This is a genomic window from uncultured Draconibacterium sp. (assembly GCF_913060805.1).
Lineage (GTDB): Bacteria > Bacteroidota > Bacteroidia > Bacteroidales > Prolixibacteraceae > Draconibacterium.
Genome location: NZ_CAJXTC010000006.1, coordinates 99,931 through 124,432 on the forward strand (window position 1 = coordinate 99,931; position 24,502 = coordinate 124,432).

The 24,502-nt window shown below is 42.2% G+C and carries 13 protein-coding genes; 11 read left to right on the forward strand and 2 right to left on the reverse strand.

Features of this window, described 5'->3' with window-relative positions:
• The first annotated feature begins 37 nt into the window (after positions 1–37).
• From QZ576_RS05280 to QZ576_RS05325, 10 genes are all read left to right on the forward strand, one after another.
• Entirely contained in the window at positions 38–2,623 is a 2,586-nt protein-coding gene (locus tag QZ576_RS05280) for an alpha-L-arabinofuranosidase C-terminal domain-containing protein (RefSeq protein WP_297094809.1), read from the forward strand.
• Positions 2,624–2,634: 11 nt separating this feature from the next.
• On the forward strand, positions 2,635–4,596 hold the full coding sequence (locus QZ576_RS05285; RefSeq protein WP_297094810.1) for a glycoside hydrolase family 127 protein: 1,962 nt from the start codon (positions 2,635–2,637) through the stop codon (positions 4,594–4,596).
• A 265-nt stretch (positions 4,597–4,861) separates the two neighbouring features.
• On the forward strand, positions 4,862–5,272 hold the full coding sequence (locus tag QZ576_RS05290) for a DoxX family protein (protein ID WP_297094811.1): 411 nt from the start codon (positions 4,862–4,864) through the stop codon (positions 5,270–5,272).
• A 154-nt stretch (positions 5,273–5,426) separates the two neighbouring features.
• On the forward strand, positions 5,427–6,020 hold the full coding sequence (locus QZ576_RS05295) for an RNA polymerase sigma-70 factor (protein ID WP_297094812.1): 594 nt from the start codon (positions 5,427–5,429) through the stop codon (positions 6,018–6,020).
• Between the two features lie 236 nt (positions 6,021–6,256).
• The gene (locus QZ576_RS05300) at positions 6,257–7,231 is read left to right on the forward strand and encodes a FecR family protein (RefSeq protein ID WP_297094813.1); all 975 of its coding nucleotides are present in this window, start codon (positions 6,257–6,259) and stop codon (positions 7,229–7,231) included.
• Positions 7,232–7,331: 100 nt separating this feature from the next.
• Complete coding sequence (locus QZ576_RS05305) at positions 7,332–10,688, forward strand: TonB-dependent receptor (RefSeq protein WP_297094814.1); 3,357 nt, start codon at positions 7,332–7,334, stop codon at positions 10,686–10,688.
• 19 nt (positions 10,689–10,707) lie between these two features.
• Entirely contained in the window at positions 10,708–12,219 is a 1,512-nt protein-coding gene (locus QZ576_RS05310) for a RagB/SusD family nutrient uptake outer membrane protein (RefSeq protein ID WP_297094815.1), read from the forward strand.
• A 156-nt stretch (positions 12,220–12,375) separates the two neighbouring features.
• Positions 12,376–14,613 (forward strand): cellulase family glycosylhydrolase, encoded by a 2,238-nt coding sequence (locus QZ576_RS05315; RefSeq protein ID WP_297094816.1) that lies wholly within the window; start codon positions 12,376–12,378, stop codon positions 14,611–14,613.
• Positions 14,614–14,624: 11 nt separating this feature from the next.
• The gene (locus tag QZ576_RS05320) at positions 14,625–18,233 is read left to right on the forward strand and encodes a family 78 glycoside hydrolase catalytic domain (RefSeq protein ID WP_297094817.1); all 3,609 of its coding nucleotides are present in this window, start codon (positions 14,625–14,627) and stop codon (positions 18,231–18,233) included.
• 51 nt (positions 18,234–18,284) lie between these two features.
• Positions 18,285–20,009, forward strand: a complete 1,725-nt coding sequence (locus QZ576_RS05325) for a coagulation factor 5/8 type domain-containing protein (RefSeq protein WP_297094818.1) — start codon at positions 18,285–18,287, stop codon at positions 20,007–20,009.
• Positions 20,010–20,123: 114 nt separating this feature from the next.
• Here QZ576_RS05325 and QZ576_RS05330 read toward each other — a convergent pair whose 3' ends face one another.
• A complete protein-coding gene (locus tag QZ576_RS05330; protein WP_297094819.1) occupies positions 20,124–21,476 on the reverse strand; it encodes an ATP-binding protein in 1,353 nt (450 codons plus the stop codon).
• Positions 21,473–22,858 (reverse strand): sigma-54 dependent transcriptional regulator, encoded by a 1,386-nt coding sequence (locus tag QZ576_RS05335; protein ID WP_297094822.1) that lies wholly within the window; start codon positions 22,856–22,858, stop codon positions 21,473–21,475. Before QZ576_RS05335 ends, QZ576_RS05330 begins: the two co-directional genes overlap by 4 nt.
• A gap of 311 nt (positions 22,859–23,169) precedes the next feature.
• Between QZ576_RS05335 and QZ576_RS05340 the strand changes: the two genes are divergently transcribed.
• Positions 23,170–24,480, forward strand: coding sequence for a TolC family protein (locus tag QZ576_RS05340; RefSeq protein ID WP_297094824.1), 1,311 nt, complete (start codon positions 23,170–23,172; stop codon positions 24,478–24,480).
• Positions 24,481–24,502: the final 22 nt, after the last annotated feature.

Consider the following 24,502-nt stretch of genomic DNA (forward strand, 5'->3'; position numbering starts at 1 on the left):
CCTTCAATAATTTGTAAACCAATATTTTAACAAACCTATGAAACTCTATATTTTCACTTTTTTCCTACTATTGTCATCAGTGGCTTTAAAAGCTAACGAGCCTGATTCGGCCTACGTATTTTCGTATACCTGCGGAAAAAATAACAACACTGCCGGCCTGAATTTTGCCTGGAGTGTCGATCGTGAAAACTGGCACGCCATCGGACCGGAATTCCGGTTTCTGGCAAGTGATTTTGGAACCTGGGGTGGGCAAAAGAAAATGTTCGATCCGTTTTTGTTTCAGGATAAAGATGGCTTGTGGCATTGCCTGTGGACATTGAACGTAGACGTACAACAGTTTGCACACGCCGCTTCAACCGATCTTTATAATTGGAAACGCCAGTCGTACCCCGAAGTTGTTGAAGACGGAAATGTAGCCAACATTGAAGTTGTTTTTGACGAGCAAAACAAAGTTTATACAATCACCTGGATTAACGAAATCAACGGTACTGAAAAGATCTTCAAAACCACCACAAACGATTTTAAAATCTATTCCGAGCCGGAAGTAGCTAGTGAAGCGGACCGGATGAATTTACGCGAAACCGTTCGTATTGACGGTGAAGAGCAAACCGGAGTGATCAATAAATTGGCATGGAATGAAATTGATGCCCTGATTAAATGGAATGAGTGGAGCCGTTTTCATGAGCAGCAACGGGCGGATAATACATCGTTGGATGCCGAGCGGTTTAAGGACCTGAAAACTGTGGATGCAGAAATCTCGGTTCTTCCTGAAAAAAGCAAAGCCATCAGCGATATGCTGATCGGGATATTTTTTGAAGATATTAACTACGCGGCCGATGGTGGTTTGTATGCCGAGTTGGTTCAGAACCGTGGTTTTGAATACCAACTTTCCGACAGAAAAGGAAGCGATCCAACATGGAATGCTAAAAAAGCCTGGAGTTTATCAGGTGAAGGAGCCAGTTTTTCCATTGATTCGGTTTCGCCGATTCATATCAACAACAAACATTTTGCAGTGCTCGATATTGAAAAACCGGGCGTTGCATTGGTGAACGATGGCTTCAACGGAATTTCTATTAAGCAAGGCGAGAAATACAACTTCTCTGTTTTTGCCAAAATGCTGGACGGAGCAAAAAATAATTTGCGTGTGGCGCTGGTTGATGAAAATGGCGAGGTGCTGACGGAGGTGAGAAGGAAGGCTTTTGGCGGTGATTGGAAAAAGTTGGAAGCACAATTAACAGCAACAAAAACCACTGCAAAAGCAAAATTGCAGGTCATTCCCCAGGATGCGGGGAAAGTGGCTTTAGACATGATTTCTCTCTTCCCGGAAAACACTTTTAAAAATCGCAAAAATGGCTTGCGTGCCGATTTAGCACAAACAATTGCCGATATGAAACCACGATTTGTGCGTTTCCCCGGAGGTTGTGTTGCGCATGGCGACGGACTGGAAAATATCTATCACTGGAATAATACTGTTGGACCACTTGAATCGCGTGTACCGCAGCGAAACATTTGGAACTACCATCAGTCTGCAGGATTGGGCTATTTCGAATATTTTCAGTTTTGCGAGGATATTGATGCGGAGCCGATACCTGTGTTAGCGGCGGGTGTTCCTTGTCAGAATTCGTCGTGTGGCGGACATGGTCAACAAGGCGGAATCCCGATGTGCGACATGGGTGATTACATTCAGGAAGTGCTCGATTTGATTGAATGGGCAAACGGCGATAAAACCACTGAATGGGGAAAAGTACGTGCTGAGGCCGGACACCCGGAGCCGTTCAACCTGAAATACATCGGCATTGGAAATGAAGACCTGATCACCGATGTTTTTGAAGAACGTTTTACCATGATCTACGACGCCGTTCTCGAGAAATATCCTGAAATTACCGTGATCGGAACTGTTGGCCCTTTTTACACCGGCACCGACTATGTTGAAGGATGGGAGCTGGCAACAAAACTCGAAGTTCCGATGGTGGACGAGCACTACTACCAGCCGCCGGGTTGGTTTATCCACAACCAGGATTATTATGATCGTTACGACAGGAGCAAATCGAAAGTTTACCTTGGAGAATACGCGGCGCATTTACCTGGCCGTCCGAACAATATCGAAACCGCGCTTTCAGAAGCTCTGTATTTAACCGCTGTTGAACGAAATGCCGATGTGGTTACCATGACTTCATACGCGCCGCTGCTGGCTAAAGAAGGATTTACACAGTGGAATCCTGATCTGATCTATTTCAATAACGAAGAAGTTCACCCAACGGTGGGATATTACGTACAAAAACTTTACGGAAACAACGCCGGCGATTCGTACATTCCATCCGAAGTTAAACTTTCGGACAACAGCGAAGCCGTTAAAAAACGTGTGGCGATTTCGGTAGTGAAAGACAGTAAAACCAACGATATTATCGTAAAACTGGTGAACCTGCTTCCTGCAGAAGTTGATGCGGACATCGATCTTTCCGGATTTGATGTTTCCGGATCAGAAGCCGTATTGTCAGTATTAAAAGGCAAACCGGATTCTAAAACCGCAAAACCGGAGGAGACTAAAATAAGCGTGTCGGAGAAATTCGATTATTCGCTGCCGGCTTATTCTTTTTCAGTGATACGAATTAAAAATCTATAAAATAGAAACTAATGAGACTAACTTTTTCTGCGGCTATTGCAGCCTTATTCTTTTTTGCGAGTTGTTCAACTCAGCCGAAAGAAACAAAACCGGAACACGCGGAATATCCCATAAACGGGGTGTCGTTTAGCGATGTTCAGGTGAATGATATTTTTTGGTTGCCAAAGATTGAAACCAATCGCAAGGCAACCATTCCGGCGTCTTTTCAGAAATGTGAAGAGACCGGTCGCCTCGAGAATTTCCTGATTGCCGGTGGCAAAATGGAAGGCACCGTGCGTGGCGACATGCCCTTCGACGATACCGATGTGTATAAAATTATTGAAGGAGCGGCCTATTCAATGACCACGATTCCCGATCCGAAATTGGATGCCTACGTTGATTCCTTGATCGAGATTATCAGTATCGGGCAGGCTGAAGATGGTTACCTGACTACCTGGAAAATTATCGACCCGACACATTCGCCGGCCGAATGGTGTCCTCCGGGAGAGCGCTGGGAAGGATTGGCCTGGAGTCATGAGCTCTATAATGCGGGCCACATGTACGAAGCTGCTGCAGCACACTATCATGCAACCGGGAAAAAGAACTTCCTGGATATTGCCACAAAAAATGCCGATTTGCTGGTTTCTGTTTTTGGAGCCGATAAAAATCCGCAGGTTCCGGGTCACCAAATTGTTGAAACCGGCCTGATCAAATTGTACCAGATCACCGATAAAAAGGAATACCTCGATTTGGCCAAGCATTTCCTGGATTTCAGAGGAGACAGCACCAAACGCGAACTTTGGGGGCCTTATAACCAGGATCATGTACCGGTTGTTGAACAGGACGAAGCTGTTGGACACGCAGTTCGTGCAGCTTATATGTACGCGGGAATGACCGATATTGCCGCCCTTTATAAAGATGCAGCTTACTCAAATGCTGTTGACAAATTGTGGGATAATGTGGTGAATAAAAAGATCTATATCACCGGAGGAATTGGCTCGAAACACGAGGGTGAAGCTTTTGGCGAAAACTACGAATTGCCAAACTTAACAGCTTACAACGAAACCTGTGCCGCCATTGCCAATGTGTATTGGAATTACCGCATGTTTTTGCTGCATGGCGATTCAAAATATATCGATGTGTTGGAGCGTAGTTTGTACAACGGAGTAATTTCGGGAGTCGCACTCAACGGAACGAATTTCTTCTACCCGAATCCGCTGTCGTGCGATATGCGCTATCATTTCAACAGTGGTGGCAGCCTTACCCGCGAGCCTTGGTTCGATTGTTCATGTTGCCCATCAAATATGTGTCGTTTTATGCCATCGGTTCCTGGTTATATTTATGCGCAAAAAGACAACGATATCTACGTAAACCTGTTTGTTCAGAGCAGCACTTCAGTAAAAATGGCTGACTCGGAAGTAAAAATTGATCAGGAGACAAAATATCCGTGGGATGGCAAGGTGAAGATTTCTGTATCACCTGAAACAGCATCGCAATTTGCTGTTCGAGTTCGTATTCCGGGATGGGCACAAAACCAACCGCTGCCGGGCGATTTGTATAGTTACGAAAATGCTCCGGCCGCAAAACCTGAAATTTTGGTTAATGGCGAAAACGTAAGCTACGCAACTGAGCAAGGTTACGCCGTATTAGATCGCGAGTGGAACAGCGGCGACGAGGTGGAATTTAGTTTGTCAATGCAGGTGCGCACGGTAAAAGCCAGCGAACTTGTTGAGGCCGACAAAGGCAAAGTTGCCATTGAAAGAGGCCCGATTGTATACTGTGTGGAAGAAAAAGATAATCCTGAAATTGAAACAATTCAGGTATCGGAAGAAACACAGTTTGAGAGTAATTATAACGCCGATTTGCTGGCAGGAGTTGAAGTAATAAAAGCTTCGGGCAAAACAAAAGCAGAAACATTTACAGCTATTCCGTATTACGTTTGGAATAATCGTGGAGCCAATAAAATGGATGTTTGGCTTTCGAAGGCTGATTAATTCTATTTTAACAGATTCAATAAATTATTGATAAAATCAATCTGTTTTACCCTGAACCCTGAAGGGAACCAGATTGCTTTTTAGGATTTCACCCTTCAGGGATGGGGTAAAAATCCTAAAATCATATTTGAAAGATAATCTGTTAAAACAGAATTATAAAGAGTGGATATATAGGAAGCCCGTTAACTTAGTATTAACGGGCTTTTTTATTAGTTGTGCCAACAATTTTAATTTGTAGTTGTTTGGGGTAAAAAATATATACGCTATGAAGAAGTTATTTCAAACAAAATTAAACAATACTAGTGTTGATTTATCGCTGTTGCTGCTGCGTTTGGCAACAGGAGGTTTTATGCTTACCCACGGAATTCCAAAGTTACAGCGCCTTTTAGCCGGCGAAATGCAATTTGGCGATCCACTTGGATTAGGTCCCGAGGTTTCGTTGGTATTGGCCGTTTTTGCCGAGGTTGTCTGTTCCATACTTATCGTACTTGGTTTAGGAACGCGTCTGGCGGTAATTCCATCAATCGTAACTATGGCCGTTGCTGCTTTTATTGCGCATGGTGCCGATCCGTTTGGCCGCAAAGAATTGGCTTTACTTTACCTGGTAGGTTATATTGTTTTACTGCTGTCGGGAAGTGGAAAAATTTCGGTTGATCGCATTATCAGCCGCAAGTAAAATTTACCATTACATTTTATCAATTGGCTCTCTCATTGTTAAAGCGTGGGATTGACACTTAGTTTATTTGTATTGCTTTCTCTTAAATTCATTTGTTTGTAGCAATATAAAGTTTGTAATTCATAAGTTTATATTTATTTTGCTGAAATAACTTATGGAGGATAGACAGAAATACCTACTGAAGAAGCTGAAGTCGGGTGACGAGGGAACCTATATATCACTTTTTGAAGAGTATTATGTTGGTTTGTGCGCTTACTCCAGAAGGTATGTGGGGAGAAAAGATATTGCTGAGGATATTGTTTCCGAGACCTTTTTTAAGATTTGGGAGAACCGAAAAAAACTGGAAATTACCAGCTCGGTAAAATCATATTTGTTTCAGGCGGTGGCGAATAATTCGCTGAATCATTTGCGGAAACTGAAGAAAGAAGAAAAGTTAGAAGATTATTTTTCGGGCACCGATAATGAAAATATTGGCTTTAAAGAAGTGGCGGAAAGCGTTACTGAGAATAGCCTTTTGATAAAAGAACTGAATTCAAGAATAGAAGAAGCTGTTAATCTTTTGCCTCCTCAGCAACAAACAGCTTTTCGGCTAAAACGATTTGAGGGCAAAAAGAACAAAGAAATTGCCGATGAGATGGGACTGGCTGTAAAAACAGTTGAAATGCACCTCTCAAAAGCGGTTATTTCGTTACGAAAAAACTTACAGGATTACCTTCCGGCTTTTCTTCTTTTTATGCTTCTGAAATAAGAGGCTGTTTAAATTTTATTAATTAGAGATATTATGAAGTATTTTTTACTAATTCAAGGCGGAATTGACGCGAATAGCACAGCTATTTAAGGAGATTCCAACGCAGAAGTAGTGAAAAAGACGAGTAATAAAATGATTGGATAAATTTTAAAAAGCTTCTAAAATTTTAAAAAAGTTTATCTTCCATACAGGGTTTTTTTATTTCAATGCATCATGGCAATAGAAACACAAAATTCATGTTGGAAGAAAACATACATAATCTGATTATTCGTCTCTTTAGTGGAGAGGCAACCACTAAAGAAAAAGCATCGGTTCAACACTGGATCAACGGGTCTGATGAAAATCGGGAAATGTATGCTGACTTGCAGGAAATCTGGTTAGCAACCGGAGATCAAAACGAATACAATACCGAAAAAGCCATCCTTAAATTCAAGGATGAAATCCATCAAGAGCAGAAAAAAAACTTTAGAATTGGCGAAGTATTAAAATACGCTGCCATTGCCGTGCTGCTTATTTCTCTGCCATTTATTTATTTCCTCGGAAAACAACAAAACGTTAGCGAACCAACATTCACGACAATAACATGTGCTTTGGGCGACAAATCAACCGTTACGCTGCCCGACGGCTCGTTGGTTTACCTGAATTCTGGAAGTGAATTGCGTTTCAACAATAACTTTCAGCAGGAATACCGCGAAGTGGAGATTGAAGGAGAAGCTTATTTTAAAGTGGAGAAGAACAAGGAAGTTCCATTCAGGGTTGAAGCCGGTGCTGTTACAGTGGAAGTGTTGGGCACCGAATTCAATTTAAAAGCATACCCGGAGGAAAATACCATATCAACCACTTTGGTTGAAGGAAGTGTACAAATTTCGAGCACTTCGCAGCAAGCGATAATGAAGCCTAATCAGAAAATTGTTTTCGATAAAGAAAGCAACAAAATGACACTTCATAATTTAAAAGATGTCGATCCTGAAACCGAATGGAAAGAAGGAAGATTGGTGTTCAGAAATGAATCGCTGGGCGATTTGGAACTAAAGCTGGAGCGCTGGTTTGATGTTGATATCGAATTTAGCGACAATGAAGTAAAATCCAGAAGGTTTACAGGAATTCTGGAAAGAGAAAGTATTCTGGAAGCATTGGCATATTTCAGTATTTCGGATAAGGTTGGATATAATATAAACAACAATGAAATAACATTTTACACTAAGAACTAAAAGAGAGAGAATAAGAATGGTTTAAAAAAAAGAGGAAGTGTTCCCGCACCTCCCCTTAGTAAAAATTAAACCGAAGTTTAACTTTAAGACAATCAAATTTATGAATTTAAAACGAATTCTTTGGCCCTGCCATGGGCACAAAGTGAAAAAGTATGTACGAATTATGAAATTAACGTGGTTTCTTGTTCTGGTTTTTACCTTACAAACCAATGCCAGCTTGTGGTCTCAAACCACAAAAATGGATGTTAATGTACAAAACACGACACTTCTTGAGCTTTTCACACACATCGAAAAAAACAGCGAATACCGCTTTTTTTACAGTAACGATGAAGTTGATATAAATCAGCGCGTTACTTTGCATGCCGAAGACGAAGTGATTGGTGATATTCTTAAATCAGCCTTCGCCGAGTTGCCATATTCATTTAAAGAGCTGCAAAGCAATATGATTTTGGTTGAGCTAAAAGATGAACCCGCAAATTCGGGTGCTCAGCAAAATGGTGTGCGCGGATCGGTAAAAGATGAAGACGGACTTCCTCTGCCGGGTGTAACGGTAATTGTAAAAGGAACTACAAACGGAACTGTTACCGACATCGACGGAAACTTTTCGCTTTCAGGAGTTGAACAGGGAACTGTTCTCCAGATTTCGTTTGTGGGGATGCGCACCGTTGAACTTGAGGTAGGCGATAAAACGGTTTTCGATGTTACCATGACAGAAGAAAACATTGGTATCGACGAAGTTATTGCCATTGGTTACGGATCACAATCAAAAAGAAATATTACCGGTGCTGTTCAGAATTTAAGTACCGACGAAATTGCTGATATTCCAACAGCACAGCTTTCGCAAAAGCTGCAGGGAAAACTGGCCGGTGTTCAGATCAATCAAACATCAGGTATACCAGGACAGGGAATGTCGATCCGTATTCGTGGTCAGGCTTCTATTTCTGCAGGTAGCGACCCGCTATACGTAGTTGATGGTTTCCCTATTACCGGCGACATCTCGAATATCAACCCGGACGAAATTGAAAGCATTTCGGTTTTGAAAGATGCATCTTCAACAGCACTTTACGGATCGAGAGCTGCAAACGGTGTGGTAATGATTACTACAAAACAGGCAAAATTTGGCGAGTCGAAAGTAGACGTGAATGTGTACCAGGGGCTTCAGCAAATTCCTGAATACCTGTTGCCCGATATGATGGATGCCAGACAATTTGCCCAGTTTAAAAAAGAAATTCACGAAGAAAACGGATGGGGAGTACCTGAAATGTTCCAGAATCCGGAACAATACGGAGCAGGAACAGATTGGCTGGATGCCATTACACGCACAGCCTTAATTCAGAACTACTCGGTACAATACAGTGCCAGTAAAGATAAATTCAAATCATCGGTTGTTGGTGGATTTTTCAGCCAGGAAGGTGTTTTGTTAAATTCAAAATTCAACCGCTTCTCGTTACGCGCCAACTCTGAATACCAGTTTAACGACCGTATTAAAGTGGGTGTAAACTTGTCGAATACAGTTACGCACAACAAAACTCCTTCGAGCGATGGTGTTTGGTACGAAACTGGCGGTATTCTGCAGGGTGCACTGTTAACCTCGCCACTGGCTCCATACATTAACGAAGACGGAACTATTCCGATCAATGCCGGAGAATGGGGAAATGATTACGGTTCGCAGCCGGGTCCAAACTGGTACAACCAGGTTCAGGTAGTAAAAAATACAGCTAAAAATATTGGTGTTTTGGCCAACGCTTTTGTTGAGATCGATCTGTGGAAAGGTTTAAAATACAAATCTTCTGTAGGTGTTGATTTAGGAAGTAATGTTGCCGATTCATTCCGTCCTTCAACTGCAGGTGGAATCTTTGATCCTGGTAGCGCGACTGATTTCTCACGTACTTCAGGTTCTCACTCAAATTCTTTTGGTTACTCGTGGTTATGGGAAAATATCCTGACTTACAAGAAGAGTATCGACGATCATAACTTCGATGTTTTAGCCGGTTATTCATCGCAAAGTGCACACGGCGAAAGTGGTGTAATGTACGGATCAAGCTATCCCGACAATAACATTCAAACATTAAACGTTGCGACAACTATTACCGGGTCAACTGATATTCAGGACTGGTCGCTGGTATCGTTGATCAGCCGTGTAAACTACAACTATAAACAACGTTACCTGGTATCGTTGGCTTATCGTCGCGATGGTTCTTCAAAGTTCGGTTCTGATAACCGCTGGGGAGATTTCCCTTCAGCATCTTTGGGCTGGGTTGCTTCTGAGGAAGAATTTATGTCGGTAGTTCCAAAAATGTCGTTCCTGAAGTTACGCGCCAGCTATGGTGTAACCGGTAACAATAACATTGGTAACTACACACAATATGCAAGTATGGTGGCTACCAATTCGCCAATGAACAGTGTTCTTCAAAGCGGAAAAAGTTTGAACGGACTGAACAACAATGAACTGGGCTGGGAGAATACATCGGAGTTCGACGTTGGTTTCGATATCGGATTCTTTAATAACCGTATTTACCTGATTTACGATTATTTCCACAGAAATACCGATAACTTGTTGTACACCGTTGATATTCCTGTTTCTTCAGGTTTTAACAGCTTTACTACCAACATTGGCGAGCTGGAATTTTGGGGACATGAATTTACGTTGAACACCAAAAACTTAACCGGCGACTTTAAATGGAGCACTGATTTCAACATCTCTTTCAACCGCAATAAAGCGTTGAAACTGGGTACTTCGAATGCTGCAATTTATGGCGAAAATACAATTACAGAAGTTGGTCAGCCAATTGGTCAGTTGTACGCTTTGAAATGGGAAGGACTATATTATACTCAGGAAGAAATTGATGCAGTTGGCAGAGACGGTGCTCAGGTAGGAACCGTAAAATTTGCCGATAAAGATGGCGATGGTTGGGTGAATAACGACGACCGCGATAAATTTGTACTCGGAAGTTCTGCACCAAAAGCAACTTACGGTATTACAAACACCTTCAACTATAAAAATTTCGATCTTTCAATTGTTGGCCAGGGAGCTTTCGGCCACAAAATATTCAATCACATCGAGCGTTTCACCACCAACCTCGACGGTGCATTTAATGTGCTTGAAGCAGTTGATCGCAGATGGCGTTCGCCGGAAGATCCGGGTGATGGAATTTACGGTAAAGTAATCTCGGGAACAACAGGTTACGAGCGCGACTGGATGAGCTCGAAATTCTTATACGATGCCAGCTATTTTGCGATTAAAAACATCACTTTAGGGTATCAGGTACCTTTTAAAAATTCAGGAATTGTTAAGGGCTTACGCGTTTACGGAAGTATTCAGCAGGCTTATGTTTTCACCAAGTATCCGGGTAATAACCCCGAGGTATCAGCAGCCGGTGGTTTGTATGCCGGAAACGATAAAACTGCTTACCCGGTACCAAGAACATTTACTTTGGGTCTTAACTTGAACTTATAATCCTAAAATGACTAGAAAGATGAAAAAATATAATTTAATATACTTGATAATTGCTGCCTTGCTTGGAGCAACTTCATGCAGCGACGACTTTTTAACGAACCTGCCGGAAACAGTTGTTTCGGCCGAGGACTTTTACAAAACCGAATCAGATTACGCACAGGCCATTATTGGCGTTTATCAGCCGGTGCGCTCGCTTTATAACACCGGTTTGGCCGGTTACGGCGCCTGGACGATGGGTGAAATGCGATCGGACAACACCACATTTAGCTACAATGTATCGAACCGCGGTTATGCCGACAGAGAATATGTTGACTTGTTTATTGATGATTCGAACGGCGGATCAACATCGAACAAATACAATAACAACTACTATATAATTGGAAGGGCCAACCAGATTTTAAGCCAGATTGACGATGCTGATATCAGCGAGGCTTCGAAAAACAATTATAAAGGACAGGCTTTGTTTTTAAGAGCTTTTGCACATTTCGATTTGGTTCAGTATTTCGGCGATGTTCCGTTAATGACTGAGCCTGCAACAAGCTACGAGGAAACATTGAAAAACAGAACGCCAAGAGCAGAGGTTCTGGAGCAAATTGTTGCTGATGCAGCAGAGGCTGCCGAGTTGTTACCAGGCCGCGATGCTCAAGCTCCCGGATATGTGGCAAACGGAGCCGCCTATACTTTGTTGGGTAATGCTTACCTTGTTATGGAAGATTGGGCGAATGCCGAAGCTGCTTTGAGAAACGTAACAGGTTATTCACTGTTATCGGATTATGCAGCAATCTTCGATCCAAATAATAAGAACAATGCCGAGATGATTTTTGAAGTTCAGTATACCGATGATCCAACAGCGGGAGCTGCAAGTAACTGGGCCTATAACTTCTTGCCAATTTTAACCAATCCGGGCGTTATTCCTGGATTTCCAAGCGGAAGTACAAATAACTATGCAGGTTGGAATACTCCAACACCCGACTTAATTGCACAATACGAAGAAGGTGATTTACGTCTCGACGCTTCAATCGGTTTCTACACCGGCGAAGGTTATGTTGATCGTCCTTACGTGAAAAAATATGTACACGGTGCGCAAATTGCACCAAATACAAATAACGACTGGCCGGTTTATCGTTACTCTGAGGTGCTGCTAATGTTAGCTGAGGCATTAAACGAACAAGGCGAAACCAGTGATGCATTAACTTACCTGAATATGGTTCATGCACATCCAAGAACAGGATTGAGTGAGTTGGCATTAAGCAGCCAGTCGGAATTGAGAGAGGCGATTATGAAAGAAAGACAAATTGAGTTGGCTTTCGAAAATAAACGCTGGTTAGATTTGGTACGTTGGGGAACTGCCGTTGAGGTAATGAATGCTCAAGGAGCAAAAATCAAAGCAAATCCACAGGCTTATTATTATCCTGAAGGTGTTTCGCCAATCAACGAAGCTTATAACGTAACAAGCGATCGTTTGCTTTTCCCAATTCCTGAAAGAGAATTACGTTTGAATCCGGATATGGTACAAAATCCGGGATATTAATTTGTTAGTCTAAAGTAGCGTAAGCAACCGGAGTATGACCGTATACGATGGTTGCTTACTTTATTTTTCTATAACATACCCTCCAAATTTTACCATATAATTTTGGCAGTTTATCATCGTGTTTTGTGCTGCGTGTAATCTTTTAAAATGGTTAAGATGAAGAAGTTAATACTAGGAGTTTTTGTCGTAGTAGTTGGGCAGTTATTGATTTCTAATCAGGCGTGTTTTGCTCAGTTCACTTCCTCCGATTTTCTTAAAGCTTCAGGGCCTGTAATCCGCAATCAGTCGGGTGAAGGCGATGTGGTTGCTTTGCGCGGAACAAACTTTGGATCGTGGCTAAGTATGGAGCATTGGATCGGGCCATTGGGATATGGTTTGATCGACCGCTCGGAGTGGACAATTTCGGCTTCTGCCAATGTTTCCGGCGACAATCTGAATTATATTATCGACGGAGATGAAACAACTCGATGGAACTCATCAACCAACCAAACTTCGGTGGTTGAACAGTCGTTAACTTTCGATCTTAAAGAGAAAGTTGTTTTCGATAAAATTAGCCTGGTGGGTGGCGACAATGCAAATGAATCGCCATCGCAATACCGCATTGAGATTTCAACAAACGGAACCAGCTGGACTGAAATTACATCGGGAAGTGGTTCTACCAGTACAGTTGTGGATATTGAAATTGGTGCCGTTGAAGCGCAGTACATGAAAATCACGCTGGCGGCCAGCTCGCTTAACACCTGGACCATTTCGGAATTGTACCTTTTGATGAACGACGATTATTCGGTTAGAAACGCGATGTACGACCGTTTTGGTGTGGCAAAAACCGATTCGATTTGGGATTACTACCAGGATTTGTGGATTACCACCGCAGATTTGGACAGTATAAAAGCGATGGGAATGAACATGGTTCGCGTGCCGTTTTACTGGATGGAAGTAATGAACAACGACGGAACCATAAAAGAAAACGCCTTTACCCAACTCGACTGGGTGGTTGAAGAATGTTCTCAACGAGAAATATATGTGATGCTCGATTTGCATGGCGCACCCGGTGGATTGGACGGCTACATTACAAGCGGTCAGGCCGTAACCAACCAACTGTGGAGTAGTCAGGAATATCAGCAAATGACTGTTGACCTGTGGAAAGCTGTAGCCGAGCATTTTAAAGGAGAACCTGCTGTTTGTGCCTACGATTTGATGAATGAACCGGTGAGTAACAATTCATCCTTCTCAACCAGTTCCATGTACGATAAAATTTATCAGGCGGTGCGCGAGATCGATCCCGATCACATTATTTCGGTTCAGGCATTTTACAATTTCGATATGATTGATGCCCCGGTTGCCCGAGGTTGGGAAAACGTGTTATACCAGGCGCATTATTATAATACCGACTTTTACAATTGGGACTCACAAAATGGATTTATTCAATATGCTTTGGCCGATATGTCGTGGCACCAAATGCATTGGAATGTTCCTGTTTTGGCGGGCGAATATAACTTTTGGACGCATCTTGATCTTTGGAGCAAGTGGATGAGGGGAGTTAATTCTTTCAGCGGATCGTGGTCGAACTGGTGCTATAAAAACAATACCAGTGAACGAAACTGGGGATTATACCTCGGGAACTTTAATCCGGCGCCCGATCTGAACTTCGATACCGAAGAAGAGATAAAAGCTAAGTGGGATAAATTTACCACACCCAATTTTATAAGAAATGATCAATTGATCGACACCATTGTAAACTTCACGCAAACCGACTCTTACATCGGAATTGGAGATAACGTGTGGTTTGAAGCCTACAATGGTAGTTTCATCAGTTCTGAGAATGGAACGTCGCCAATGACTTGTAATACTTTTACAGTTGGCGAAACCGAAGTTTTTACCGTTGTTGATGCCGGCGATGGCAAAATTGCATTGCTCGGAAACAATGGAAAATATGTGAGCTCGAACAACGGTACCACCTCAATGACATGTACCAAAGATGAAATTGGCGAAACGGAAAAGTTTTACTGGATAAACCTTTCAAACGGCCAAATGGCGCTGTTGGGACAAGGTGGATTTGTGTCGATGGAGGACGGAAGTGTTCCGATAAATGCCAATCGTAATGCCATCGACGGATGGGAAATATATTCGTGGGGAAAGCAGGACATTCAAACATCGGTAATTGAATACAATCAATCGATCGAAATTTATCCCAATCCACTGGGAGCTGATCGTTTGCTGAATTATAATCTTCAAAACATCAACGATATTCCAATTCATATTTACAATGCGAAAGGGCAAAAAATTTATACTGAAAATCTCTCCGGAAATGGAGTAATTAATCTGTCTTTTCTGTCTTCGGGCACGTACATAATTGGTCTTGGTTCAAAAAGAGAAAAACTTGTTGTCAGATAAAAAACCAGAAAATGAATAAAACTCGAATCTTACAAAAACATTTAACTGCATACCTGCTGGTAGTGGTTTTAGCTGCTATGTTTGGCTGTTCAAAAGAAAAGGTGGCAATTGATAAACTCACCGTTGAATATATGCCAAATCCTTTGGGAATTGATGTGGAACTTCCGCGCTTCGGATGGCAAATGAAAGCTCCCGAAAATCAACATGGATTTTATCAGACTGCTTATCAATTGCAGGTAACGAGTGCCGATGGCGAACTTGTTTGGGACTCGGGTAAGATTGACGATGGTAAAGCTTTGGCGATAGAATATGCCGGTAAACCATTAAAAGCCGAGACAAGATATAACTGGACAGTGAATGTCTGGGATCAAAACAATGAAATGCATGCAGCAAATTCATGGTACGAAACCGGAATGATGAACCCAAATATTGAAGCATGGGACGGCGCCCAATGGATTGGCGGAGGTGATGACGACCTTGTTTTCTTTGCAGATTATCAATTGATTTTTGGATTGAAATACAAGGTGGCAATTGAAGAAGGAAGTACAAAAGCGGGTTTTATTTATGGTGCCAACGACCTTCGTTTAATGGATAAATACAAAAACATTTACCAGCTCGAAAACAAGCTCAACGAAAGTTACATCAAGCTCGAATTGGATATTTCAGACCTTGAAAAGTCGGCAAATGGATTAGCTAAAATGAATATTTACCGCGCCGGTTACGCACCTAACGATGATGCAAATGAACCGTTTAAAACATTTACGGTAAAATCCTCTGTAATCAATTCGAAAAACAAATATGCCCCTCATAATATCGCATTTAACAGTGCTTATGGAAAAATTACGATTAGCATTGACGGAAAGGATGATTTTTTTGTAAGCAATAAAGCCAATCAGCCAAGTGGTGGAATGCCACAGTTTGGGCCGGGTAACAGTGGGGCAACCATAATCCTGAACCCGATAGGACACAATCACGACTATATTCCGTTCGGGATGGTTTGCGATATGGGCTTCTCAATGGAGGCTGGACAAAAAGCTACTTTTTCTGATCTGGAAATTTTTAATGACCGGACGCCAAATAATACACTTTTTAAAGAAGACCTTTCGGACAATTATAATGGAATTTTCGCGGGGAAAGTGAAGGTGGAGAATGATGCGTATGTTGTTGAAGGAGGCCAGACCGGTAGTTTTATTGTTGCCGATCCGAGTCGAAATGCAGCACCTATGTTACGCACTGAATTCAATACGAAAAAAGGAATAGAAGCGGCTCGTTTGTATGTTACTGCCCGCGGTATTTACGAGGTTCAAATAAATGGAGAAAAGGTAGGAAACGACTATTATAATCCCGGGCAGACACAATACAACAAAACACATTTCTACCAAATCTACGATGTTACCGATCAACTTCAGGAAGGAGCGAATGCTATGGGAGCAATGCTTTCTGAAGGTTGGTGGAGTGGACTTTTAAGTTTTGGTGCCATTTGGAACCATTTTGGCGACCGTCAATCGTTGCTGGCAAAACTGGTAATTACATACGACGATGGTTCAAAAGATGTGATAGTAAGTAACGATAAAGACTGGCAATTTTATAGCGACGGACCAATTCAATACAGTAGTCTTGATCTTGGCGAGATTTATAATGCCACGAAAGAAGAAAAAATCGCAGGATGGTCTGAGGCCGGATTTGATAATTCCGAATGGGTATCGGCTTCTATTGTTCCGCTTGAAGGAACTACTTTCGATGAGGAAGAAAGGGATTTTACCGGCGAGGTTACCCAGTTCAATTATGATGAAATGAAACTGATCGGTCAGATTGGTGACAACGCCGGGCAATACACTACATTAACGGCACAAAGCATGGACGAAGTGCGGACGGGTGTTTATGTTTACAATATGGGGCAGAACTTTGTTGGTGTGCCAAAAATTACCATAGCCAATGGTGCTCCCGGCGACACTATGATTCTTCGTGTGTCGGAAATGTTGTACCCCGATCTGGAAGAATCGGGCGATAATGTGGGGATGATTATGACGGAGAATTACCGCGCAGCCATTAGTCAGGATATGTATATTATGAAAGACGGAGAACAGGTTTTCCAGCCAAAATTTACTTCGCACGGTTACCAGTATATCGAAATTACCGGTATCGATCAACCGTTGCCATTGGAAGCTGTTCAGGGTGTTTCAATTAGTTCGGTGGTTGAGCTTACTGCCGATTATAAAACTTCAAATTCAAAAGTAAATCAACTTTGGTCGAACCTTACCTGGTCGAATGTCGATAACTTTTTGACCTTGCCAACCGATTGTCCGCAGCGTAATGAGCGCATGGGTTGGTCGGGTGATATTTCTGTTTTCTCACGAACTGCAACATATATTTCCAATACTTCTCAGTTCTTGCGCAGGCATATGATTGCCATGCGCGACGTTCAAAAAGCAAGTGGTAAGTTTACCGATATTGCTCCGATTGGCGGTGGTTTTGGAGGTTTGCTTTGGGGAAGTGCAGGACTAACAGTTCCATGGGAGGTATATCAGCAATACAACGATGAGGCGCTGTTGGCCGAGCACTACGATGCAATGGTGGCTTACATCGAGTACCTTGACAAGTCGATTGATCCAAAAACAGGAATGAGCAGCGATGTTCAGTTGGGCGACTGGTTAGGACCACAAAACAACCAGCTTGGACCGCAATTTTTGGCAACTGCTTATCACGTTTACGACTTGTGGATTATTAAAAATACAGCAGAATTACTGGGAAAGGAAGAGGATGCCGCACGTTTCGAAAACATGTATCAGGATCGAAAAGAGTTTTTCAATAAAACCTTTGTGAACGACGAAGGAAAAACGCTTGGCCTTATTGGTGGGGGCGGATTTGGTGCTCCTCCGGGGCAAAAAGCTGAATTCAAATTGGCAGATACACAAACTTCTTACGCCGTTGGTTTGGCACTTGGAGCTTTTGATGAAGACAAAGAGCAAGAAATGGCGCAACGGCTTGCCGAAAGTATTGAGCGTAAGAATCTGGATGACGAAGGTATCGAACGCCCGGAATATTCATTAATGACCGGATTTATCGGTACTTCGTGGGTGAGCAAAGCACTCTCGGATTACGAGTACAACGAGCATGCTTATAAACTACTTCAAAATAATCAGTATCCATCGTGGTTGTATTCTATCGATCAGGGCGCCACAACAATTTGGGAACGCCTGAATGGTTATACAGTTGAGAACGGTTTTGGCGGAAACAACAGTATGAACTCGTTTAACCACTATTCGTTTGGTGCCGTCGGACAATGGATGATTGCCTACTCGTTAGGTATTCAACGTGATGAGCCGGGCTTTCAAAAGTTTATCCTGCAACCAACACCCGATCCAACAGGAGAGATGACATGGGCAGAAGGTTATTACGAATCGATGTACGGTAAAATCTACAGTAAATGGGAAGTTGAAAACGGTCAGTTGACTTACACAGCAACTGTTCCGGCCAACACTTCAGCAACATTGTATTTGCCCGCAAAATCGGAAAATGATGTTATTGATGCGAATGGTTGCGAACTGCTTAAGTTTGAAAATGGGAAAGCGGTTTATTCTCTGAAATCCGGAAAATATAGTTTCGTTACAAACTTATAACCAGAATTTTCATCAACTTTTGGAGTTGGAACCTTGAAAAAGAACGCTAAAATGAATAAAACATATCTGAGTTTATTTCTACTATTTCTTCTGAGTCAATGTAATTTGGCCAACAAAACGGAGAACCCTGATTATACCGATCTGGGCGAAAATGCATACCTGTTCTCACCCGAAATGGAAATGGGAACCATTCAGCATTTAATCGATTCAATCTACGCTATTCAAACAACTAATGAGAGTGAATTTAACGAGAATCGTATTGCCTTTTTGTTTCAACCGGGCGAGTATGAGCTCAATGTAAAAGTTGGATATTATACACATGTTATCGGCTTGGGTCAATCTCCAAACGATGTTACTATTAATGGTTCGGTAACGGCAGTTGCACCACCAACTTATAATGGTAGTGTATTAATAAATTTTTGGCGGGCAGTAGAAAACCTAACGATAAATCCATCAACCGATTCGACCAATGTTTGGGGAGTTTCGCAAGCTGCTCCAATGCGGAGAGTTCATGTGAAAGGTAATTTGCAACTTCATGATAATGGCGCTGCCAGCGGAGGATTTTTAGCCGATTCAAAAATTGATGGGCAGGTAGTTTTTGGTGGTCAGCAACAGTGGTTTTCACGCAACAGCGAATGGGAAAGTTGTAACGGAGGACTGTGGAATATGGTTTCCTTAGGTGTTATTGGAGCACCCGAGGCAGATTGGCCAAACAAACCCTATCTTTCAATAGAAGATACGCCATTTGTTCGTGAAAAACCGTTTTGGAGCATGAATGACTCGGGCGAATTGTGGCTTGAGGTTCCCGCATTAAAAAAGAATACAAAAGGTGTTAGTTGGGACAGCACGAAAGAGAGCAGCAACAAAAAAATTAGTATTTCGGAATTTTATATTGCTAATCCAAAAGTTGACAATTCTGAAAGTATTAATGCCGCTTTGGCTGATGGGAAAAACATTCTTTTTACTCCCGGAATTTATTGGCTGAAAAACAGCATTGAAGTAAAAAATCCGGGCACAATAGTTATTGGAATGGGAATGCCATCGCTGATTCCAGAAGGAGATAAACCGGTGATAAAAATTGCCGATGTTGATAATGTAACTTTAGGTAGTATTCTGGTGGATGCCGGTTTGACTAAAACAGATCAACTGATTCAGATTGGAGAGCCAGATGCCAATTTGGATCACAGCGAAAATCCCACATTCATTTATGATCTTTTTATTCGTGTAGGAGGTTTTCATGCAGGTACTACAAATAATTGTGTAACCATAAACAGTAACAATGTTGTGGTTGATCATGTTTGGCTGTGGCGCGCAGATCACGGCAATGGTGTTGGTTGGGATATTAACAAAGCAGCGAATGGTTTAACGGTAAACGGTAATGATATTACGATTTATGGCTTGTTTAACGAGCATTTTCAGGAATATCAAACCATATGGAACGGCGAAAATGGAACAGTTTATTTTTACCAGTGCGAAATGCCATACTTTGTGCCAACTCCTGAAGCCTGGCAACATGACGGCAAAAATGGATATGCATCCTATAAAGTAGCCGATCACGTTAAAAATCACCAAGCCTGGGGACTGGGTATTTACAACGTATTTTTTAACAGTGCCGCTATTGTTGATTATGCTATTGAAGCTCCACAAAGTCTTGAACAAAACTTTCATCAGGCAACTACTATTTGGCTTGGCGGAAACGAGGGGAGTGAAGTTAAAAGTATTATCAACGGTAAGGGAGCTGCAGTTAATCAGAACAACAGAAAAGCGACCTGGTAGTGTTTGTCTCACACCCGTTTAAGGTCAAAAAATGAAATAAGATAATTAGTTTTTCATACATAGTCTAGTTTAGTTGGCGGGAGGTTGTCGGGTTCGACAGCCTCCTTTTTTTGCTTAAAAAACCAGAACCGCTGAAGTATATTTATCAGGAACAGAGCTCATTTTCAGGCTGCCACCATGCAATTGCATGATTTGCCTGGAAATACTGAGCCCAATCCCCGAACCATTTTCTTTGGTAGTGAAAAAGGGAACAAAGATTTTATCCATCAACTCCTCCGAAATTCCCGGTCCATTGTCGGTAACAGAAATGGTCGGGTGACCTGTTTCATTCACCATTGCCTTAATCGTTATTTTTGCATTTTCATTGCCTTCATTGGCCTGATACGCATTTTTTACAAGATTGATTAATACCTGTGAAATCTGTTTTTCATCGGCATGCAATTCCAGTTCTTCAGGAGTAACATTGCACGATAGCTCCACATGGTCGGCATTCTCAAACGACGACGATAAAATTCGGATATGATCGATAAGGTTACTCACCTGGAAGACTTTCTTTTCAGGAGCCGGAAGTCGTGTGATCTTTCGGTACGACTCCACAAAATTGATCAGTCCTTTGCCTTGCTCGCGAATAACTTCCAATCCGCGAATAGTTGTCACTATGGTTTTTGTATTGATATCTTCCGGCGACACCATTGCCCCGTTTTTGTAAAAATATCCGGCCAGACTTTCAGATAACGAAGTAACCGGAGTGATGGAGTTCATGATCTCGTGCATCATAACACGTATCAGTTTACGCCACGATTCCAGCTCTTTTTCATCCAGCTGGTTTTTAATGTCGTGCACCGAAATCAGCATCAACTCATCTTTCTCCGAGATAAATGAATTCGACTTGATGAGCAGTTGAAAAATTCCGCTTTTTAAGTGCAGTGTAATCAGACGTTGTTCTGTCGGTTGGATCTCTTTTATGGTTTGAAAGAGTTTAGGATCAATCCGCTCCAGCTGGTTGATGTGCGTAAGAACATCCACTTCAAAAAGTTGTTTGGCCAGCTTATTCGAATGCAGAATAAAACCTTTTCTGTTGAAGGTGAACATGCCCGTGGCAGCGTGTTCCAGCAGTGCCTGGAAATACTGTTCCTGCTTCTGGTTTTCCAGGTAGATTTGTTGTATTTGTGAGTTTACTTTTTGTAGGCTTTGGTTCAGGTCGTTTATAACTTTGTGGTTGATATTATTCGGGAACCGAAGCGTAGAATCTTCATTTCTGATGGCATCGAAAAAGTAGAAAATCCGGCGGTTAATGCGGTTAAGAAAGTAGATGAGGTTGATGGTTACTCCCAAAAGAAACAGCGAGGGGATGATGGCAAAAACGTAAGCTTTTTGATCGAAGATAAGCCACCCCAAAAATAGGGCACCGGCCAGCAAAAGCAGGACTCTGACAAGGATTTTGACGTATAGATTCTTACTGATCATAGCCCGTATTTTTTAATTTTATTATACAGCGTTTGGCGTGTAATTCCGAGCTTTTCGGCAGCCAGACTCATATTCCCGGCATTTTTATCGATGGCCGAAACGATCATGCGTCGTTCCATTTCTTCAATGGTCAGCAGCTCGTCTTCAAACTTCGATGCAAATACCTGTTTAAAGAAAAAATCTTCCGGTTTTAATACCATTGAATCGCTCAAGATCACAGCTTTTTCGATGGTATGTTGTAGTTCGCGAATGTTGCCGGGCCAATTGTATTTCAACAATTTTTCCTGTGCCGGCTGATTAATTTTCAGGCCGTGTTTTTCGTATTTCGCAGCAAATTTCTTCAGGAAGAAATCGGCCAGAACAATTATGTCGTCGCCTCTTTCGCGCAGTGGCGGAACCTCTATCTGAATGGTGTTGATGCGGTACAACAAATCTTCGCGAAACAAACCATCGGCTACCATGTTTTCCAGTTTTTTGTTGGTGGCGCAAACCAGTCGTATATCAACCGGAATCGGTTTGTCTGATCCCAGTCGCATAAACTCACGGTTCTGAATGGCGGCCAGCAATTTGGCTTGCAAATGAAAGGAAAGGTTCCCTATCTCGTCGAGAAAAAGTGTTCCTTTGTGCGCCGTTTCAAATTTACCGGCGCGGTTTTCGCGGGCATCGGTAAAAGCACCTTTTACGTGGCCAAAAAGTTCGCTTTCAAAAAGTGTTTCGCTAATGGCGCCCATGTCAACACTTACCATAACCTCATTTCGGCGCTGCGAAAGGCGGTGTATTTCGCGGGCGATCAGTTCTTTCCCGGTTCCGTTTTCGCCGGTAATCAGGATATTAGCATTGGTTTTTGCTACTTTGCGCACCATGTTCATCACCTGCGTAAGTTGTGGCGACGAGCCAATAATAAATTTCTGATCGCGGTTGAGTTCCTGTTTTAAACCGGCTTCTTTTTGCCGGAGTTTTCCAACTTCTGTTTTCGAAAAATTAAGTTGAACGGCAGCTTTAATCGTTGCCAGCAGTTTGCTGTTGTCCCACGGTTTTGGCACAAAATCTGTGGCTCCCTGTTTCAGTGCTTTTACGGCCAGTTCCACTTCGCTATAGGCGGTGATCAGCACTACCGAAATTTCGGGATAACTCTTTTTAATCTGTTCGAGCCAATACAAACCTTCGTTGCCGGTGTTTATTCCGGCTTGAAAATTCATGTCGAGAATAACAACATTGTAGTTGCCAATCCTGAGTTCGTTGGGAATCAAATTCGGATTGGTAAGTCCTTTTACGACATCGAATTCCTGGCCCAGCAAAATTTCCAGGGTGCTGATGATACTTTTGTTGTCGTCGACTATTAAGATATTTCCTTTTGGCATGGTGTACAATATTGTTGTCATTTCGAAGGAGGAACGACTGAGAAATCTCTTGCAATTTATTCTGAAGAAACAGATTTCTCACTGCGTTCGAAATGACAATTGATTTTGGAACTGATGGATCAAAATTAGATCAAGCCAAAACCAATTCCAATCAACTGTAAAAATATTTTACAATTTTCTGTAAATAATTTTAACGTTTTTAAGAGAGGGCAATTTGTAAGGTGCACGAAATCAGGGTAAAAGGTTTGTGGCATTATAATGGCACGGGGAGTGGAAACAATTTTTACACGATGATAAAGAAACGAATAGTTCTCATTATAATTTTTTATTTGATGATAGGAAATACGGTTCAGGCCCAGCAAAAATGGAGCCTGAGCCAATGTATTTCTTATGCCATTGAAAATAATATTAATTTAAAGGAATACGAGATTCTTGAAAAACTATCGCTGGAAGACGTGCAGCAAGCCAAACGCAACATGTTGCCGGGAATAAGTGCTTCAACCAGGGCAGGTTTAAGTTTCGGTCGTTCGGCGGATCCGAATACCAACGATTATATCAATACAGAGTTTTTTTCCAGCAGCTTCGATTTGGGATCGTCCATCGCTGTCTTTGATGGATTTCGTATTCAGAACCAGATAAAATACCAGAAATTCAGAAAACAGGCCTCGGAATACATTCGGATAAATGCAACCGACGATTTGGCGTTTAACGTGATGGTGGCCTTTTTTGATGTGGTTTACTATAAAGGAATGCTCGGAATTGCCAATGAGCAGGTAGAAGCCTCGAAGCTAAGTTTGAAAACAACAGAAAAGAAAGTGGAAGTCGGGTTAAAAGCCAAGACCGACTTATTGGACATGCGCGCCAATCTGGAGCGCGAAGAACTCAACAAAATTCAGATTGAAAACACTTTGGAAACAGCGACTTTGAAACTAAAGCAGATGATGAATCTTATTTCTGCTGAGGAAATGGAACTGGTGGATGAATCGTCGGTGGTAATAAACGAACAAGTGGCTCAGCCGCGACAGCTTTTTGAGCAGTACACCGGTTGGTCGCCGTATTACCAGTCGATTTATGCCAACGTGAAAGCCACCGAAAAAGGTCTTGCTTTAAGTCGTTCGGCACTTTATCCGTCTATTTATGCCAGTGGCTCGATAGGTACCGGTTTTTACGAAACCAACACCGATGCCGAGGGTAATACTTTGGCATTTAGCGATCAGTGGAAAAACAACAAAAGCCAGTATGTGGGAGCCTCGTTAAGTATCCCGGTTTTTAGCCGGTGGAGCAATCGTTCCGAGGTAAAAAAGGCAAAACTGGAACTGGAACGTGCCCAAAATAATCTGGACGATGAACGTCAAAAAATGTTTTTCGAGATGGTGAATGACCTTACAGAATTGGAAGCTTTATACAAAGAACACAGTCAGTATGTAAAACGCACTGAGGTTGACGAACTGGCTTTTCAGGCTGCTGAAAAGAAATTCGACCAGGGACTGATTGACATTAACGATTACTACATTGCTAAAAACCGCCTGGCAAACACACAAAGTCAGGTTTTGCGCTCGCGTACGCAGTGGGAGATAAAAATGAAAGTATTGCAGTTTTATCGCGGACAGCGCTTTTGGGAGTTGGATGAAAGTGCTCAGTAATCAGTTGCAGTTGACAGAAAAT